A 17,684-nucleotide genomic window follows, 5' to 3' on the forward strand; every position below is an offset into this window, starting at 1 on the left:
GTAATGTTCGTTTTAGTTAAATACTTAAGCTGCACCCACTTTTTAAACTTTAAGTGGGTGCTTTAGTACTTTTCTCAGATTAGTTTTTGCGGTTACTCAATAGCTCTTTAAGCTCAGCAATTTGGGATTGTAGTTCGTTTACTTGCCCTTGCGTTGCAGGTAATGAGCTGTCGTCTGCGAGCTCTTCTCGCGCTTTGCGGTGCTCTTCACTCATTACTTCTAAAATGGCACCTACCATCATATTTAAAAATACAAATGCGGTTAAAAATATAAACGTAAGGTAATAAATCCAGCTTAGTTCGTACACCGCCATTGTTTCATACATTATGTCGGTCCAATCTTCAAATGTTGCCACCCTAAACAGAGTAAGCATGGAGATTGAAACATCTTGCCAAAGTACGGGGTTTATTTCAGCAAACATCATGCTGCCCATTGCAGCGTATATATAAAAAATAACAAACATTAATAGGGCTATATAACCCATTTGTGGAATGGCTTTAAGCAATGAGTTAACCAATAAGCGCAGCTCTGGGATCATCGAAACCAATCGTAACACTCTAAATATGCGCAACAGCCTAGCTATTAACATTGTAGAGCCAGCAGCAGGGTATAAACTGCCCAATACTATGATAGTGTCAAATATATTCCATCCCTTAGAAAAGAAGTCTTTAATGCCTTTGCTTGCAACAAAGCGGATTATTAGTTCAATTAAAAAGAATGCAGTAATGCCAACGTCCATCCAATTTAGAGCAAGCTCTACGGTAGGATGTAGTGAGTAAGTGTGTGCACCTACTGTAAGGGCAGAAACAATAATTACAGCTATAACAAATGATTGAAATATCTTGCTTTTGTCTATACGCTGAAACAACTTTTGTAACTGCGACATCATAGTAATAGATCCTTTGGATATTAAGATTTTATGGCGCTAATATACAATAGTATCGTAATAATTTAACGCTTTTTCGATATAGAAAGTGTAAGGAAATTTAATGTTTATCAATAAACTAAAAAGCAGCGCATTACTTATTATTGGATCATGTGTTTTGGCTGGTTGCAGCTCTGATGCACGTTTTCATGAATTACAATCGGCGCGCCTTGATGAGTGTAACTATAAAGCTGACAAAGAATATTACGAATGCTTAGATAAACAAGATTCTAACTACGAAGAGTTTAAAAAACAGCAACAAGCAGAAACTAAATAAGTAACCTTTATATTATGACTAAAACTCAAAAGCAGCGCGATAAGCACATTAGACTAGCACTTACTAATGCATGCGAAGCTATAAAAGAAAGCGTAATTGGTTTTGATTATCTAACGCATACCATTGATTTAAATAATGAGGCCAATACGTTAAAAGTACAATGCTATTTTAATGATGATATAGCCCTTGAAAGTGCAAAACCGCAACTTGATGAGTTAACGCAGATTATACTTAGCCAGCTAGCAGCTATTAAGTTGAACGCAAAACCAGCACACATCTCATTTTTAGCCAATTAACAGCGGTTTAGTTGGTATGACATCACATGGACGTTATAATTAGATAAATTATTTTTAGGGTTTAAATTATGGCTGTTCCTACGCGTTCGCAAATTTCACCAGGTACCACAGTAAATATTGTATTAAAAGAAGATCAACGCAGCGGCACATTAACTGAGGGTGTGGTTGAGCGCCTTTTAACAAAATCACCAAATCACCCACACGGCATTAAAGTACGTTTAGAAGATGGTCAAGTTGGCCGAGTAAAAGAGATTTTATAATGGCAGCGTTAACAGAACAGGCTTTTTGGGAATTAGTAACAACGCCTGATTTAGGGCTCGATCCGCAAAGTGTGAGCGATAACCTAAAAACTAAACTTAATGATTTAAGCGATCAACACCTTATTGATTTTGATAAGCATTTTGGCATACATATGCGTAAATGTTTTACCTGGGATTTGTTTGGTGCCGCTTTTGTGATGGCTGGATGTAACGACGATTACGGTTTTAGCGAGTTTAGATGTTGGTTAATTTCGCGCGGTAAAACAGTATTTGAAAACGCTTTAGAAAATGCTGATTCGCTAGCGCAGTGTACACCTGTTTATTACTTAAATGAGCAGCCTTACCCGTATATTGATGAGTATGATTTAATAGCCGGTTTATTATTTGAAGAACGCAGCGAAGATGAATTACCGTTTATTCCATCAGGCAGCGATGAACCCAAAGGCAAACGTTTTAAAGACAAACCTAAGTTTTTAAAGCAAAGCTACCCTTTATTATTTGCAAAGTACTGGCAATAAAATAAACAGTGATTTGAGCGCTATTCAAACAATTTTATGAGTTCAATTTCCCTACAAGTAAGCGCATTGATATAAATCGTTTTGTTGTTTAAGTACGTATTAACTAAAGTACTTAACAGCAAAATGGTTTGTAATGCAGTATCTAGGATGAATCTTTGTGGATTTAAATGTGTTCAATCTAAGGGATTTATTTGTGGCACGAGGTTTGTAACCTAATGGGATCGGTAATTGCTCTTGCGTTATCTTACTGGCTTACACACATGTAAGAATCAGTAATAGTCGAGCAAAACTCCCTTAGCTGCTCGTGTCTTAGTTCCTGAATACGACTTCTCTCCTTTTATAGTAAATCTCTGTTATAGTTGTTAAAAGTTATAAAAGCTAAGTGATTAGGCATTTTGCTATTATTTAACACGCTGACTCACGAGGATACACCCACGAAATGAAATATTTAACACTCGCTTTATTAACTGTCGCTTTTACAAGTGCAAATGCTTTTTCTGAGCCGAGTAATAAAACACGATTTATACCGCTTTTAAAGTCAAAATTGGGAGCCTACGAAGTTGTGTCGAGCAACTCAGGGTTATGCGTTAACAGCAATTTGAGTTTGACAGATGAAAGTGATTTAAGTGCTGGTTTTAAACTTGGTGAGCAAATTGTATTTGGATCGCTCCACAATGGTACCCGAACCATTAAAAAACCAAACTTTTGCTTTATAACCAGCACGCTTAAATATAAAAGTGATGGCCTTGAAAACGGCTTAAGAATGAGCCGTTGTGAAAGCCCTGCAAACGAAAAAACAATCAGTCAAAGTATCAAATTTTTAGCTGATAACACACTTAAATACACATTGAGCGAACCCAATGTAGAGTGCACATTTAAAAAAGCAGATGAGAGTAAATAAAGCATCTAGTAAGTAGTAAGTAGCAAATCATTCGCAGTATATTTTAGGGATATCGCGCCAACGCGTAGTGTACTGCGGCGACAAAAAATCACGGTTCATGTGCCACCGGTCATTTAATTTACTACTTGCAAGGCTTAGCATTCCTTTTCCGTATCGATTGTTAATTGTGTCTAAGCATTGCATAAGTTTAGGATTATCTGGGCTTTTATTAAATAAGTCATTTTGCTGAAACTGTTCTGATATTAGCTCTACCGCACCCACACCACACTTATAAAACCGTATACCGGGTTGGTAAATCTTATTAAATACCTCAGATACAGCATTAGCCATCACGCAGGTGTCGTTAGTGGGTGAGGGGAACTTATACACAAACGATTTTTTATAATATTTATTTTCGTGCGCGCCACTGGCTGCAAAAATATAAAGCTGGTGAGTGAGCGAGTGTTGCGCTCTTAGTTTATTAGCCACTGTGGTTACATGGTTAATTAGCGCTGTTTTAAGTGCTGTTGGCTCACATATGCGCTCTCCAAAACTACGGGTTGAATAAATCTCCCGCTTGTCTTGTCGCACATCATCCCAGTTTAAACATGTTATTCCGTTAAGCTCGCTTACTGTGCGTTCAACAACCACACTAAATGCACGGCGCATTGCTCTAGGATTTTGCTGAGCAAGATCCCAGGCGGTGTGTATATTCATTATTTTAAGTTTTTTAGCTAGCCGCCGGCCTATTCCCCACACATCTTCGCAGCTCATTCTTTGTAAAATAGCTTGGCGAGTTTGTTCGCTATTTATTACTGCAACACCATTAAAACCACTGAGCTTTTTAGCGGCATGGTTAGCGGCTTTTGCTAAAGTAGGGGTCGGGCCAAAACCTACACCTACAGGAAGCTTTGTTTCGCGCCATACTGTGCGCCTTATTGTATGACCGTATTCATGCCAGTCTTTAATTAATGATGTGTAGCCATCAAAGTGCAAAAACGATTCATCAATACTGTATATGTGCTGTGTATCGCAAAAGCGAGCGATGATATTCATCATCTTGTCGCTTAAATCAGCATAAAGCTCGTAATTACTAGAGCGAATAACAACGTTGTTTTGTTCAAGTAAATGCTTAACTTTAAAGTACGGGCCAAATTTAGGAATATTTAAGCGCCGAGCAATAGGGCAAATAGCGCATACACAGCCATCGTTATTGGTAAGTACAACCACGGGTTTTGATCGAATAGCAGGGTCAAATACTTTTTCGGCGCTGGCATAAAACGACACAGCATCAACTAAGGCATACATTTTAGTAACTCTGGGCTTTGCCTGTGCATTCTTATTGATAGCGTTACTACGCCTTCGAGCTGAAACTCGTCTGCAGAGGTTAGTTGTACAGGCTTATGTAAAGAAGAAGCTGAAAGCAGCCGCGCATTGGTTTTATCAAGCAGCTTACATACAAAAAGACCATTTAAGTTAGCAACAATAACGTCACCATTTTCTGCAGGCTCTGCACGGTCGATAACTAATAAGTCCCCTTCAAAAATTCCGACTTCTTGCATAGAGTTACCCGATGCTAGGCCAATAAAGGTAGCATTTGGGTGCTTTATTAAAAGCTCATCAAGGGTTACACCTAGCTCGGTGTACTGCGCTGCGGGCGATTCAAAACCACACACGCCTGCTTCTATATAAATGGGAATTACAAACATAACACAACCTAAAACGCATATACTGTATAAGTGTACAGTATATGCGTTTTGTGTAAGTTATGCCAAGAAATGTATAACCGATCAATCCATATTTTTGATCATTTGCTGTGCGATATCTAAAAAGTCTTTGATTTGCTGAGGGTTTAAGTTTTTACACATTTGATTATTTATTTTCTGCTCTGAGGCTAATAACTTATCAAAAAGAACTTTACCTTGCTCTGTGAGCGACAAAATAAAGCAGCGCTTATCGTGCTCACTTGCCTGTTTATTTATTAAATTTAAGCCAATAAGATCTTTAATTAAACGTGCTATTTGCGCTTTGTCGCGCTGCGTTTTAGTAACAATATCGTTAGCCGTACAGTTATTTACGTTCGCGATAATATGTATGCAGCGTACGTGCATAGCATTTATACCAAGTTCGCCTGCGTTAATTGCTTCACGAATTGTGACGCGGTAATTTTGCATCAATTCAAACAGCGTATTTGATAAAGGTGTATTCATAAAACTCTCAATGTAGTTGACAAAGTCAATTAACTTGTTATAGTTGATTTTATCAACCAATGGGGCGTTGTGCAATGTCTGCTTTTATAGCAGCTAATTATTATACCAATCTGCTTATATATGGGGTTTATTTAATTTGTTAAATTGATCAAAGATTTATGCAAGTTGGTATTAAAGTCCAAGTTTTGTAAAACGAGGTAATGCATGGGTAAACAAATTCGCAAAGCTAACATATTAAGTACGCAGCAAATCACACCACACCTACAACGCATTGTTGTAGGCTCTGATGATTTTAACGACTTAACCTCACAGCACATTGGTAACTATGTAAAAGTACTGATCCCAAAAAATGGTGAAGTAGATTTTAACTTAAAAACAGCGTGTATGCGATCTTACACAATAAGGCATGTAGATGCACAAACAGGCGCGTTAACACTTGATTTTGTTATAAATATGCACCAAGGTCCGGCAACTGACTGGGCTAAAATTGCAAAAGTAGGTGATGAGGTAGGTATTGCAGGCCCAGGCCCTAAAAAGCTAGATAATTATGGGCATTCGCATTATGTGTTGCTAGGGGATTTAACATCGGTAAATGCAATAAAGGGGTATGCGCAGCAATTACCTTTAACTTCAAAAATTGATGCTTTTGTACATGCGCCCACTGAGCAAGACATTATTGATTTAGAAACAAGCCGCGATATTAATTGGCTTGTTACCGACAACGCTGACGAAGTGCTACTAAGCGCGCTTCAAAATTTGCACATTACAGCAGAGCCTCCCATTGTATTTATGGCATTGGAAGCTGGGCTTGTGCGTAAAGCAAAGACATTGTTAACAGAGCAATTTAATATACCACGCGGTAATATTGTTTCCTCAGGGTATTGGAAAAAAGGCGTGGATTCAGAAGGCTATAAAAAGCTGCGCCAACGTGATGCACAGCTTGCTTGAATACCTTAGAGCAAAATAACATATACCTATTTTGCTCTAATACCACTGCGTAACTTGAATTGGCCTAATAGCAGACCCATTTAAGTGTTTTATGCTAATGATGTAATACATTGTTAGCATGCATTTTTAGGAGCTGCTATTTTGTTAAATTCCATTCCTTTTTCGTTATTAGAACTTGCCCCCATGATCAAAGGGGACAGCGTTACTAACACTCTTCATAAAAGTACTAAATACGCTCAACGTGCTGATGAGCTTGGCTTTAACCGTTTTTGGCTTGCTGAGCATCATAATATGCCAGGTATAATTTGTGCGGCCACTTCAATTTTGGTTGGTCACATTGCAGGTAATACCAAAAAGATACGCGTTGGGTCAGGCGGTATTATGCTGCCAAACCACTCCCCATTAGTTGTTGCTGAACAATTTGGTACATTAGAGAGCTTATATCCAGGGCGAATAGATTTAGGGCTAGGGCGTGCCCCAGGTAGCGATCCTGTAACGAGTCGTGCATTAAACAACGATATGAGCCGCGCAGAAAATTTCCCAGGTGAGGTAACTGAACTGCAAACATTGTTAGGTCCTTACAATGGTACGCACCTTATACGTGCTATACCGGGGGAGGACACAAACGTTCCGATTTGGTTATTAGGCTCGAGTTTATTTAGCGCGCAACTAGCGGCGCAAAAAGGGTTACCGTATGTATTTGCAGGGCATTTTGCACCGCGCTTTGTGCACGATGCAATAGCGTTGTATAAGCGCGAATTTAAAGCATCAAGCGTACTTGATAAGCCATACGTAATGCTTGCACTGCCTTTAGTGGCTGCAGATACCGACGATGAAGCGCAATATTTATCGACTACTTCTAAGCAACGTGTACTCGAACTTATACGCGGTAATGAGCTGTGGCTAAAACCGCCTGTTGAAAGCATGGACGGGTTGTGGAGCGAACAAGAACGCGCTCATGTAGAGAACTTTTTAAGTCTAAGCGTAGTAGGCGGACATGTAAGTATTAAACACAAGTTAGAGATGATAGCTAAACAGCTAGAAGTTGATGAGTTTATATTTACCAATGATGTATTCGATAGTGAAAAACGCCACCGTGCACTCGAAATTTTAATGGAAATAAAACACTAAAATATAGTTAGTTAAGCAAGCGTACACTCTGGGCTTGTTAATATACAGACATCATCAAAAGTTAAACTTTTTTAACTCATTTTATTAACTTTAAGTGATGTCTGTATTTGTTATTTAAATATTCAAAGTAAATTTGATTGCTATTTTTAGTAAATATTTTGCTTTATATACCGTTCTGTTTTTTCAATTGAACTGATTTAAACAATCAATTTTAAGATATCACTTTTGTTTTTTATAATGTAGCTATTAAACCAGACATCATAAAATTAAAGGCAGGTACACCGTGAACTCTCTAAACACCGCAACAGCTAATTCAGTTAACAAAACAGCGCAGCCAAAAGTTGCTCTGATTGCTGAAGGTGGCGGGCAGCGAGGGATATTCACAGCTGGCGTACTTGATGCGTGGTTAGAGCAAAGCTATGACCCTTTTGATTTATTTATTGGTACTTCAGCGGGTTCACAAAACTTAACTAGCTACTTAGCGCGTCAAAAAGGCTACGCTAAACGCCTGATTAGAGGACTTTCGCGCAATAAGCGTTTTTTTCAGCTTGGTCGCGGATTAGTGGGTAAGCATATAGTTGATCTAGATTGGTACTTTGACAAAACCACTGAAGTAAACAGAGCTATAGATTTCAAAACAGCGAAAACTAGTTTAGGTGAGCGTGAACTACTTATAACAGCCACAAATGCACGAGACAGAAAAGCTTATTACTTATCGCCTACAGGTGATAGCAGTCAATGGCGTGATTTGTTAAAGGCTTCTAGCGCACTTCCGTTTTTATACAAACAAGGTGTAAAGTTAACACCTTGGTTAAACGCAAAAGCAGCGAATGAAACACATCTTGTTGAAGAACAAGCACAGAGCGATTTTTATCTAGACGGCGGTTTAGCCGCTCCACTCCCCGTGCGTGAGGCTTACAACCGAGGTGCTCGTAAAATTGTTGTAATAAGAACGGTTGACGCTAATTTTCAAGCGCAATCTGCATGGGTACAAAAGCTAAGAACATTTGCTATAGCATCAGGCTATTGTCCAAAAACATTGGACTACTTGATACAGCACGAAAAAGCGTATTTAGATGAGCTTGAGTTTATTGCAAATCCACCAAGTGATGTGGAAATAATACAAATTTTTGCAGACGAAAAACTGCATAGCAAATTATTAGGTAGTTCAAATAACGATTTACGTTTTGATCATAAATTAGGCTTAGCTGCAGGTCGATCTTATTTAGCGCAGCAAAGCCAATCTGAGATCAGCAATACGCATAATTACTCACAAAGCGAGTATAGTTACAATTAAGCCAATCGGATTCCCAAATCATGAATAATACTGCGACTAAAAGTTGCAGTATTATTCATTTAAATGCCTTTTATTTAAATGACACCCACCCTAATTTGTACATTTATCAACCCCTAGATTCTAATTGGAAGTGCACCACCTAATTCATTATAGACTTCATTTGGTGTTTTAAATCCTAAACATTTTCTAGGGCGATTATTTAGTTGTTCCTCTACTTTTTTTAATTGCTGATGGCTTACTTTGCTAAAGTTTGTTTTCTTCGGGTAATACCTTCTAATTAAACCATTTATTTGTTCTACAGCACCTTTTTCCCAGCTGTGGTAAGGCTCACAAAAATAAGATTTATTCTTCAAAATGGCTTCTACTTTTTTAAACTCTGTATTTTCAGAGCCATTGTCATAAGTTATCGATAAACAAGCACTCGGTGGGTAAATAGATAGTTTTTTACATATTGCATTCGATGTCGCTAGAGCTTTTTTAGATGGTAATTTGGTGATATGACACACTCTAGAAACTCGTTCAAGTAACACATTCAGCGCACATTTTCTGTCGCTAGATTCAACAGAGTCACTTTCCCAATGCCCAAAGTTTTTTCTGAGATTAATGTCATCTGGCCTGTCTAAAATACTACATCTTTGACCCCAAACTGTTTTCGTTTTACGGGTTGGATATTTTTTCTTACGTTTTTTATGTTGCCTAGCTAAATACACAATAAGTGATGGTTCATTCTTGTATATATATATTGATAAATGGCCTCGTGAGATACGTTGGGTAAGGTTTTATCAAATTTTATTCGCCCAGCTATGATCTCTGGACTCCACCCAAGCTTGAGCTTATCAGTCACATATCGTTGAGCTTCAACAGACTTAAGCTTAACTCGCTTAGCTCTCTCCCTTACCCTTACTTCGTAATACATTTGAGCTGGATGAGGGTAATAAGTTGGTACGTAATAATCATATTTATTACGCTTTAACTCTCGGCTAATAGTGCTATGTGAGCGATTTAGTAATCGGCTCACCTCACGTATTGATTTTTTTTGGTAATGATACCACTCAAATAAACGACAACGTTCAAAGTTAGATAAATGTGAATATTGGGTACCCATGGCACACCTCCTGAACTTATAGTTTAGTAAAGGTGGTGCACTTCGACCTTGAATCTGGCTGTGAATACTTAAAACATTATAAATGGGTGTCATTTAAGTATTCTTTTAAATATTAAAAATAACTTAAGTTGATGAAAGCAATATGCTTGTTTCACTATTTAAAATACCATCAATTTCGCGTACTTGCCTTAGCACTCCATCAAACTCACTTAAATTTGCAGCTTGAAGCTCTGCAACTAAATCCCATGCACCATTGGTGGTGTGTAATTTTATAAGCTCGGGTATTCCGCGCATTGTTTTAATTACTTGTGAGGTAGATTTACCAACGACTTCTATCATCATAATTGCGCGCACGGCTTCTGTTTCTATGTGTTCGTGAACGCGTACAGTAAACCCTAATATTGCGCCTGAGCTAAATAATCTGTCTAACCTATTTTGCACTGTCCCGCGTGATACATTTAAAGAACCGGCTAAAGCTGAAATAGAAGCGCGGCCGTCTTTTCGTAATTCAGCTATTAAAGCATTATCAAGAGAGTCATAAATATAAGGAGTCATAAATCAAACCTTTAAAAGAAGTTACTGACCAAAATACATAAATTGTACATAACTGCATAGCAAAATGATAAAAATTAGTACTATTTGTGTAATTAATTGCCATATTAAATAGCACGTAGCCTCGCTAAACTTGTTTTAAATTAACTAATACATTATTCAAGAGGTTTCAGCATGAGTCATTTTATAGCACAGCCAAAACAAGGCGTTCCATTTATTAGCGTTCAGGCAATGGCTAAGCTTATAAATAGCTTAGGGGTCGAAAACGTTTTGCTAGATCTAACACATAAATTAGAAACCGACTTTGCCCGTTGGACTGAGTTTGATAAGTCACCTCGCTATGCAGCACACTCACCAGAGGGTGTAATAGAGCTAATGCCTGTAAGTGATGGCCAAATGTTCAGCTGTAAATATGTAAATGGTCACCCAAAAAACACCTTTAGAGAACTTCAAACAGTCGCTGCATTTGGTATTTTAGCCGATGTAGATAGTGGCTATCCGGTTATGATAAGCGAAATGTGTTTACTAACAGCACTACGTACAGCTGCAACTTCTGCAATGGTAGCTAAATATTTAGCACCTAAAAACTCAACAACCCTTACTTTAATAGGCAATGGCGCTCAATCAGAGTTTCAGGCACTCGCTTTTAAAGCGGTACTAGGTATTACGCATATTCGTTTATACGATATAGATAAAAGCGCCTCTAAAAAAGCATTTGCTAATTTAAGTGCATGCGGGTTAAACGTGGCTATTTGTAATAGTGTACAAGAGGCAGTAAAAGGGGCAGATATTATCACTACCTGTACTGCTGATAAAACTAACGCCACTATTTTAACAAATGACATGATCCCACAAGGTGTGCACATTAATGCCATAGGTGGTGATTGCCCAGGTAAAACAGAGTTAGATGCTAGATTGCTTGAGCGTGCTAATGTATTTGTTGAGTACGAACCACAAACTCGAATAGAGGGCGAAATTCAACAAATGAGTCCAAGCTTTACAGTAACTGAGTTTCATAAAGTTATTAATAAGCAGTCGCTTGGGCGTACTAGCCAAGATGAATTAACCATTTTTGACGGCGTTGGCTTTGCGAGCGAAGACTTTACAGCACTGGTATTTATACGCGATGAGCTAATTAAAACGGGCGAGTTTGCTTTGCTTGATTTAATTACACAACAAGCGGACCCTCGTAATTTATTTTCAGTGCTTAGTGATCAACCATTAGTAAAAGAGCACGTGGCATGAGCGAAGTAAACCAAGCCCCCAGAGCTGTAGTGATGGTAAGGCCACATCACTTTACATCTAACCCACACACAATGCTCGATAACGCATTTCAAAGTGAATGCTTAGCACAAAATCAAAGTGAACAAGCATTTAAAGAAGTGACTAATGCCGTACAAATATTAAAAAATGAAGGGGTAACAGTTCACCTTTTTGAAGATGAGCAAACACACACTCCCGATTCAGTTTTTCCTAACAATTGGTTTTCAACTCATCAAAGTGGCCAATTAATAATCTATCCAATGTTTGTAGAAAACAGAAGGTTAGAATATCGAAAAGATATTATTGATTTTTTAACGGATCACTATAAAGTATCTTCAGTGACTGATTATTCATTTTTATCGAAAGAAAATTCATTTCTTGAAGGCACTGGTTCACTGGTTGTCGATCATCAAAATAAACTCGCTTACGCGGTAGAATCAAAAAGAACTACCAAGTCGGTGGTTAATACAATATGTGAGCAATTAAAACTATCACCTATAGTGTTTAACGCATATGACGAGCAAGGAACTGCGGTTTATCACACTAATGTTTTAATGTGTATTGCTACAAAATTTGTAATGATCAGTTTAAATATGGTGCCAATTGAACAACGTGCACAGTTAGCTAAACATTTTTTGAAAAGCCATCATCAAGTTATCGATTTAACGCTTGAGCAAATTAATAACTTTTGTGGCAATGCTATTGAGCTACAGGGTAAAAATGGTCGTATTTTAGCGCTATCGCAAACTGCGTTTAATGCACTTACACCGGCACAAATAACAGTTATACAAAAAACGGCTAAGCTTGTGCCATTACCTATACCTACTATTGAGTCGGCTGGTGGCTCAGTTAGGTGCATGATTGCAGGAGTTCATTTGCAAAATAAATAATGTATAGTTTTAAGGCAGCTTAGCTGCCTTATTTGCATTAAATTTTTAGTCGATGTCGCAAGCAAATGCCTTTATACCCAAAAAAGGGTATTAATATAAAAAATATAAGAAGGAATTAGCAATGTTCGATACCGTCGTCAAAAGCGTAAACAACCTTTTATGGGGAGAAGGGCAAGTACTTATTTATATACTTTTGTTTACAGGGGTATGGTTTTCAGTACGACTAAAAGCAATTCAAATACTTAAATTTAAACATATGTTTAGCCTTTTAAAAGGCAGTAGCAAATGTAAAAAAAACGATATTTCATCATTTCAAGCATTGTGTACAGGGCTTTGCGCGCGGGTCGGTACCGGTAATTTAGCCGGTGTGGCGGTTGCAATTTCACTTGGCGGCAGCGGCGCTATATTTTGGATGTGGGTTATAGCCATATTGGGTATGGCTACAGGCTTTGCCGAAAGCGTACTTGGGCAAGTATATAAAGTGCGCGATAGTGGCGGCGAGTTTAGAGGCGGGCCTGCGTATTATATTCAACAAGGTTTGGGTAGCCGAGCATTCGCAATTGTGTTTGCCGCGTGTTTGTTTTTAGGTTACGGATTTACGTTTAGCGCAATGCAAACTAACACAATTACCGACGCACTTAACTACGCGTTTGAAGTTCCTACATTTTATTCAGGCCTAGTTATTACCGTATTAGCGGGCTCAATTATACTCGGTGGCTTTAAAGCAATTGCCCGATTTGCAGAGCGTGTTGTGCCAATAATGGGCATTGTGTTTGTACTTGCGGCGGTAATTATTACGATTATAAATTTCACGCAAGTACCCGCCATGCTTAAAGATATATTTTTATCAGCGTTTGGTTTACAAGAAGCAGGCGCCGGTGCAATGGGCGCTGCGATTAAAAACGGTATTCAACGTGGTTTATATTCTAATGAGGCCGGTGCAGGTAGTGTGCCGCATGCTTCAGCAAGTGCCAGCCCAATTCCTAATCACCCTGTAACGCAAGGTTACATACAAATGCTAGGCGTATTTTTCGATACAATCGTACTGTGTAGCTGTACCGCTGTGATCATTTTATTGGCCGATATAGACATAAGCGGTGAAATGGAAGGCATTCGTTTAACACAAAGCGCGATGACTGCTCACTTAGCACAAGGTGGTGTTTACTTTGTAGCAGCCGCTATAACCTTATTTGCTTTTACATCGGTGGTGGCAAACTACGCCTATGCAGAGAGCAACTTGCACTTATTTAAGCTCGACAACAAAGTAGGGCGCGGCATTTACACTTTGCTTTATTTATCAATGATGTTGTGGGGCGCGTCGGCCACATTAAAAGAAGTCTGGGATTTAGCCGATATTGCCTTAGGATTAATGACAGTGGTTAACGTTATCGCTATTATACTGTTAACGCCGACTATTTTGTCTGTTACGAGCGATTACCACGCACAAAGAGACAAAGGTTTAGAGCCCGAATTTAAAGTAAAAGATGTAAAAGTACAGGGCAAATGCGAAGACGGCATTTGGGATTAATTCACGTACTTTAAGCACACTTAACTATAAAAAGCGGTTTTATGGCAACATAAAATCGCTTTTTGTTTGCATAAGTATTCACTTTCAGTGTTGTAGAAATAACAGAAGCAACCAAAATAAAAGGCACAATTTTTTAGATGATCGAGATTAACGCAGGGAAAACAGCGGCTAAAATTATTAACGAACAGGGCTTTAAACCTGAACTTTTCACCTCTTTTTTAGGTGCAAGTGGTGGGCCAAAGTGGTTTACCTTATTTGGGTTGGATAAGTATATTTTTGGTGAATTTTTTAAAAACCGAACCCGGCCACTTAATTTAATTGGCTCATCTGCCGGCGCTTTTCGCTCTGCGTGTTTTGCACAAAACGATCCCGTTGCTGCCATTGAGCGCTTAGCAAAATCGTATTCGCAAACCCGATACTCAAGTAATAAACCAACACCAAGTGAAATAACAATAAAAGCGCGCGCATTACTTGAAGATGTTTTTGGCGATAACGGCGTAACCGAAATTATAAATAACCCAATATTTAAAGCGCACTTTATAGTAGCAAAATCGAATGGCTTTATTGCCAGCGAAAATAAAATAATACAACTACTGGGTTTATCAAAAAGTTATATGCTAAACCGCGTTAACCGAAAATTATTAGGCTCACAGTATGAGCGTTTTATATTTGGCCCAGCAACAAGTGACTTATCAATTACCGACAGCTACAATTTTAAAACGCAAAACATAGCGCTTACTCAAAATAATTTAAAAGATGCATTACTTGCATCGGGTTCAATACCACTTGTTATGCAAGGCATAAAAAATATTGCAGGCTCGCCGCAAGGAATATATCGCGACGGCGGAATTATCGATTACCACTTTGATTTAAAAATTAATAACCCAGGCTTAATTTTATATCCGCATTTTAATAGCGATCCGAAAGCAGGGTGGTTCGATAAAAATTTAAAACGTAAAGTGTCACCACTTAATTATGACAATGTAGTGATGATCACCCCATCAAAAGAATTTGTAGCGAGCTTACCCTACGGAAAAATTCCAGATAGAAACGATTTTACCGATCTTGATGCAGACACGCGTATTAAATATTGGAATATAGTTTTTAGTGAAACAGAAAGGCTAGCTGAAGCGTTTGATAAAAAGTTAAAAATGTTATTAATTTTTAAAAATAAAACTATATTTTATTAGTTGCTATAAGAAGTCAGTTAACATAATTAATTTTAATCGTGTTAACAGACTTCTTCTATAACATTTAACCCAAGCTTTTAAAGTCGTAAGAATAGATGTAAATGGTTATTTAGATATCTCTTCAATGTACTCCTGAAGTTTATTTTCAGCATTATCCTTACCAAATAGAATTTGGCAGACTTCATGTAAACCAGGATCTGAAAGAATATCTTCTTTTCTTACAACCAGTGAAATTTTAGAACGTCGACGTAAAAAATCACTGAGTTTAGTTATCATTTCCCGCTCAGCAGCGTGTTCAATTTCCACACGTAAGTACTCCGAATTCTTAATAAGGAGTTCGCCTTTTTCAGGTGCTTCACGAATTTTTTCTAGCATGTTAATCGCATTTCTGCCGTAACGTCTCCAAAACCGCTTACTAAGTACCTCTGTAGATGTTTTAGGTGTTAAACCATCCAAATTCATTAATTTTGCACGATGCATGAACTCATTTTTAACGGTGTCGTCAGGTTCACCGTACCATTTGTAATCTTCATAAGGTAACTTAATACCTAATCCAGTGACTAAATCAGCCACTTCATCGCCTACATTAATACAATCTGTTAGTTTTCCGCCAAAGATAGAAAGATATTTTTGATCACTATTTGTATCTATAGCGTGCTTGCGTGATAATTGCACCCAGTCAGCCTTACCATTACCGTCTTTTTTAATTGCTAATGGTCTAACTCCACAGCGCTCGGCTATAATATCACTTTTTGTAATTGGCTTTTCTAACTCTAATAATTTGTTAGCATTATCAAGCACAAAGTTTCGATCCTCATCAGTCACTTGTGAGTGCGGACTATGAACTTGTGTATCGGTTGTACCAATACACGTTTTTGGGCCCATGGGGATCACAAAAAACAACCGACCATCATCTGCAAAAAACGTCAGTACTTTGTTACTGTTAGTTACCTTATCAACAATAAGGTGAATACCTTTTGAAAATACATGGTGATGTGCTGTGGTTTGACTATTTGTATTGTTAATAGGATCAACAAATGGGCCTGCTGCGTTAATAATAACTTTAGAGCGGATAGTAAACTTCTCTTTAGACATCTCGTCTACTGCATTTGTAGTCCAAATATCATTAGAGCGAGTAGAGCCCTGCGAACTTACGTAGTTAGCGGCAATACACCCATGGCTCATACTAGAGCGAATAAAATTGAAAACAAAACGAGCATCGTTATCCAATAAAAAGCTGTCTGAATATTCAAATCCAGCCTCTACATTTTTTGTGTTAATGACTGGCTCTGATGATTTTATTTTTTTTGCATTGAGGTATCTAGGAGATTTAGTAAAAAAACGTCCCATAAACCAATAGAGAATAGTACCTAAATAAACAAAGAATGCCGGAAATCTAAAGCCTTTTTGGATACTTGTAAAAAAGCGAATTTCTTTAACAGTAGAAGGATAGCTACGCATTAAATGGTTTCTACTTTTACAAAGTTTATTAACCAAATTATATTCATGACTTTCTAAATATTTTATGCCACCCCAAGCTAAATTTGATGAGTTTGAACTAGTGAAACCGGCAAAATCACCTTTGTCTATCAAGGCAACTCTAGCGCCCTTAGCGGCTAAAGCGGCAGCAGATACAGCACCGTTAATACCCCCTCCAATAATCAAAACATCATAAATATCTTGGGGAAGTTTTTTAATATTGTTGTCTCTAAGTTGACTCATTTGTTGAATTACCTATTTTAATATCAAGCTATTTAGACCAGCTCAATTAAATTTAAAGTATTAATGTCCTAAACGGTATTTATCGTGCTATCAAAACTTATACTAGGCATGCAGGTAAGTAAGTATACGAGTAATAATAAAAATACTTTCGATATTTTTATTATTTAACTCAAGATTTGTTACCCAACATTTAAGTACTTGATACAAGTAAGCCTTCAAACGAAATCAATTGATCTGATTAACAAGGATGACCAAGCTACTGCAGATAACTATTGTATTTTAAGACTCTGAATAGCTATAACAGTACGAAGTTATTATTTACTTCGGTTTTCTTTTTATTAAAAATAACATTTAATAACGAACATTTGCAAACATTAAAGTACATAAATGAAAATTAGTCTAGCTATATCAAACCCACCGTAAAGCAATAAAAAACTTAGGAGTTTAATTTTTTCCGCTATAGTTTTTTGACACCCCATTAAATCAATAGTTACTACGGCGTTTTGATATCCGATAAATCAAGCAAGGCTGGGCCAGTTGGAGGTATATTGTTAGCTATCTTTATTTTTCTTGATACAACAGCTATTGCCGGCTGAAAAGCGCTTGTTATATCGATTGTATGTCTCTTTGGTTTCTTATCATTAAAGCCACAAATAGTTTTACCATCTATGGCTATAACGCCAACGTTTGTT

General features: G+C 37.7%; 20 protein-coding genes. 12 read left to right on the forward strand and 8 right to left on the reverse strand.

Annotated elements, in window-relative coordinates:
- Nucleotides 1–79: 79 nt before the first annotated feature.
- Complete coding sequence (locus AC5NT5_RS20135; protein ID WP_024597578.1) at nucleotides 80–889, reverse strand: ion transporter; 810 nt, start codon at nucleotides 887–889, stop codon at nucleotides 80–82.
- A 100-nt stretch (nucleotides 890–989) separates the two neighbouring features.
- Here AC5NT5_RS20135 and AC5NT5_RS20140 point away from each other — a divergent pair, with 100 nt between their 5' ends.
- The 5 genes from AC5NT5_RS20140 to AC5NT5_RS20160 all read left to right on the forward strand — a co-directional run bounded on the left by AC5NT5_RS20140 (nucleotide 990) and on the right by AC5NT5_RS20160 (nucleotide 3,177).
- On the forward strand, nucleotides 990–1,202 hold the full coding sequence (locus AC5NT5_RS20140; RefSeq protein ID WP_494513566.1) for a hypothetical protein: 213 nt from the start codon (nucleotides 990–992) through the stop codon (nucleotides 1,200–1,202).
- Between the two features lie 14 nt (nucleotides 1,203–1,216).
- The gene (locus tag AC5NT5_RS20145) at nucleotides 1,217–1,498 is read left to right on the forward strand and encodes a hypothetical protein (protein WP_290192620.1); all 282 of its coding nucleotides are present in this window, start codon (nucleotides 1,217–1,219) and stop codon (nucleotides 1,496–1,498) included.
- Nucleotides 1,499–1,566: 68 nt separating this feature from the next.
- Nucleotides 1,567–1,758: a YwbE family protein gene (locus tag AC5NT5_RS20150; protein WP_007583223.1), complete on the forward strand. Its 192-nt coding sequence runs from the start codon at nucleotides 1,567–1,569 to the stop codon at nucleotides 1,756–1,758.
- Entirely contained in the window at nucleotides 1,758–2,276 is a 519-nt protein-coding gene (locus AC5NT5_RS20155) for a DUF4240 domain-containing protein (protein ID WP_024598177.1), read from the forward strand. The genes AC5NT5_RS20150 and AC5NT5_RS20155 overlap by 1 nt, the downstream gene beginning before the upstream one ends.
- A 439-nt stretch (nucleotides 2,277–2,715) precedes the next feature.
- The gene (locus AC5NT5_RS20160) at nucleotides 2,716–3,177 is read left to right on the forward strand and encodes a hypothetical protein (protein WP_004334802.1); all 462 of its coding nucleotides are present in this window, start codon (nucleotides 2,716–2,718) and stop codon (nucleotides 3,175–3,177) included.
- Between the two features lie 27 nt (nucleotides 3,178–3,204).
- On the opposite strand, the gene AC5NT5_RS20165 is transcribed toward AC5NT5_RS20160, so the two are convergent.
- The 3 genes from AC5NT5_RS20165 to AC5NT5_RS20175 all read right to left on the reverse strand — a co-directional run bounded on the left by AC5NT5_RS20165 (nucleotide 3,205) and on the right by AC5NT5_RS20175 (nucleotide 5,366).
- On the reverse strand, nucleotides 3,205–4,464 hold the full coding sequence (locus AC5NT5_RS20165; RefSeq protein WP_024597582.1) for a Y-family DNA polymerase: 1,260 nt from the start codon (nucleotides 4,462–4,464) through the stop codon (nucleotides 3,205–3,207).
- Nucleotides 4,452–4,865, reverse strand: coding sequence for a S24 family peptidase (locus tag AC5NT5_RS20170; RefSeq protein ID WP_004334808.1), 414 nt, complete (start codon nucleotides 4,863–4,865; stop codon nucleotides 4,452–4,454). The genes AC5NT5_RS20165 and AC5NT5_RS20170 overlap by 13 nt, the downstream gene beginning before the upstream one ends.
- Before the next feature lie 81 nt (nucleotides 4,866–4,946).
- Nucleotides 4,947–5,366, reverse strand: coding sequence for a MarR family winged helix-turn-helix transcriptional regulator (locus AC5NT5_RS20175; protein WP_004334811.1), 420 nt, complete (start codon nucleotides 5,364–5,366; stop codon nucleotides 4,947–4,949).
- Between the two features lie 204 nt (nucleotides 5,367–5,570).
- On the opposite strand from AC5NT5_RS20175, the gene AC5NT5_RS20180 reads away from it, so the two are divergent.
- From AC5NT5_RS20180 to AC5NT5_RS20190, 3 genes are all read left to right on the forward strand, one after another.
- Nucleotides 5,571–6,314, forward strand: a complete 744-nt coding sequence (locus tag AC5NT5_RS20180) for a siderophore-interacting protein (protein ID WP_024597584.1) — start codon at nucleotides 5,571–5,573, stop codon at nucleotides 6,312–6,314.
- A gap of 141 nt (nucleotides 6,315–6,455) precedes the next feature.
- A complete protein-coding gene (locus tag AC5NT5_RS20185; RefSeq protein WP_024597585.1) occupies nucleotides 6,456–7,445 on the forward strand; it encodes an LLM class flavin-dependent oxidoreductase in 990 nt (329 codons plus the stop codon).
- A gap of 283 nt (nucleotides 7,446–7,728) precedes the next feature.
- Complete coding sequence (locus tag AC5NT5_RS20190) at nucleotides 7,729–8,742, forward strand: patatin-like phospholipase family protein (RefSeq protein WP_494513567.1); 1,014 nt, start codon at nucleotides 7,729–7,731, stop codon at nucleotides 8,740–8,742.
- 113 nt (nucleotides 8,743–8,855) lie between these two features.
- On the opposite strand, the gene AC5NT5_RS20195 is transcribed toward AC5NT5_RS20190, so the two are convergent.
- The 3 genes from AC5NT5_RS20195 to AC5NT5_RS20205 form a co-directional block, all read right to left on the reverse strand.
- On the reverse strand, nucleotides 8,856–9,452 hold the full coding sequence (locus tag AC5NT5_RS20195) for an IS30 family transposase (RefSeq protein WP_354630261.1): 597 nt from the start codon (nucleotides 9,450–9,452) through the stop codon (nucleotides 8,856–8,858).
- Nucleotides 9,443–9,847, reverse strand: a complete 405-nt coding sequence (locus AC5NT5_RS20200) for a helix-turn-helix domain-containing protein (RefSeq protein ID WP_354630260.1) — start codon at nucleotides 9,845–9,847, stop codon at nucleotides 9,443–9,445. The genes AC5NT5_RS20195 and AC5NT5_RS20200 overlap by 10 nt, the downstream gene beginning before the upstream one ends.
- 123 nt (nucleotides 9,848–9,970) lie before the next feature.
- Nucleotides 9,971–10,402: an Lrp/AsnC family transcriptional regulator gene (locus tag AC5NT5_RS20205; protein ID WP_494513568.1), complete on the reverse strand. Its 432-nt coding sequence runs from the start codon at nucleotides 10,400–10,402 to the stop codon at nucleotides 9,971–9,973.
- Between the two features lie 171 nt (nucleotides 10,403–10,573).
- Between AC5NT5_RS20205 and ocd the strand changes: the two genes are divergently transcribed.
- The 4 genes from ocd (at nucleotide 10,574) to AC5NT5_RS20225 (ending at nucleotide 15,270) form a co-directional block, all read left to right on the forward strand.
- Nucleotides 10,574–11,644: an ornithine cyclodeaminase gene (gene ocd, locus AC5NT5_RS20210; RefSeq protein ID WP_165742681.1), complete on the forward strand. Its 1,071-nt coding sequence runs from the start codon at nucleotides 10,574–10,576 to the stop codon at nucleotides 11,642–11,644.
- Nucleotides 11,641–12,552 (forward strand): citrulline utilization hydrolase CtlX, encoded by a 912-nt coding sequence (gene ctlX / locus AC5NT5_RS20215; protein WP_165742682.1) that lies wholly within the window; start codon nucleotides 11,641–11,643, stop codon nucleotides 12,550–12,552. Before ocd ends, ctlX begins: the two co-directional genes overlap by 4 nt.
- A 121-nt stretch (nucleotides 12,553–12,673) precedes the next feature.
- Entirely contained in the window at nucleotides 12,674–14,080 is a 1,407-nt protein-coding gene (locus tag AC5NT5_RS20220) for an alanine/glycine:cation symporter family protein (RefSeq protein ID WP_024609079.1), read from the forward strand.
- 137 nt (nucleotides 14,081–14,217) lie between these two features.
- Nucleotides 14,218–15,270 (forward strand): patatin-like phospholipase family protein, encoded by a 1,053-nt coding sequence (locus AC5NT5_RS20225; RefSeq protein WP_494513569.1) that lies wholly within the window; start codon nucleotides 14,218–14,220, stop codon nucleotides 15,268–15,270.
- 105 nt (nucleotides 15,271–15,375) lie between these two features.
- Here AC5NT5_RS20225 and AC5NT5_RS20230 read toward each other — a convergent pair whose 3' ends face one another.
- Nucleotides 15,376–16,992 carry a glycerol-3-phosphate dehydrogenase/oxidase gene (locus AC5NT5_RS20230; protein WP_024605636.1) on the reverse strand — a complete coding sequence of 539 codons (1,617 nt, stop codon included), beginning with the start codon at nucleotides 16,990–16,992 and terminating at the stop codon, nucleotides 15,376–15,378.
- Nucleotides 16,993–17,684: the final 692 nt, after the last annotated feature.

Source organism: Pseudoalteromonas sp. J2K-J599 (genome assembly GCF_059295115.2).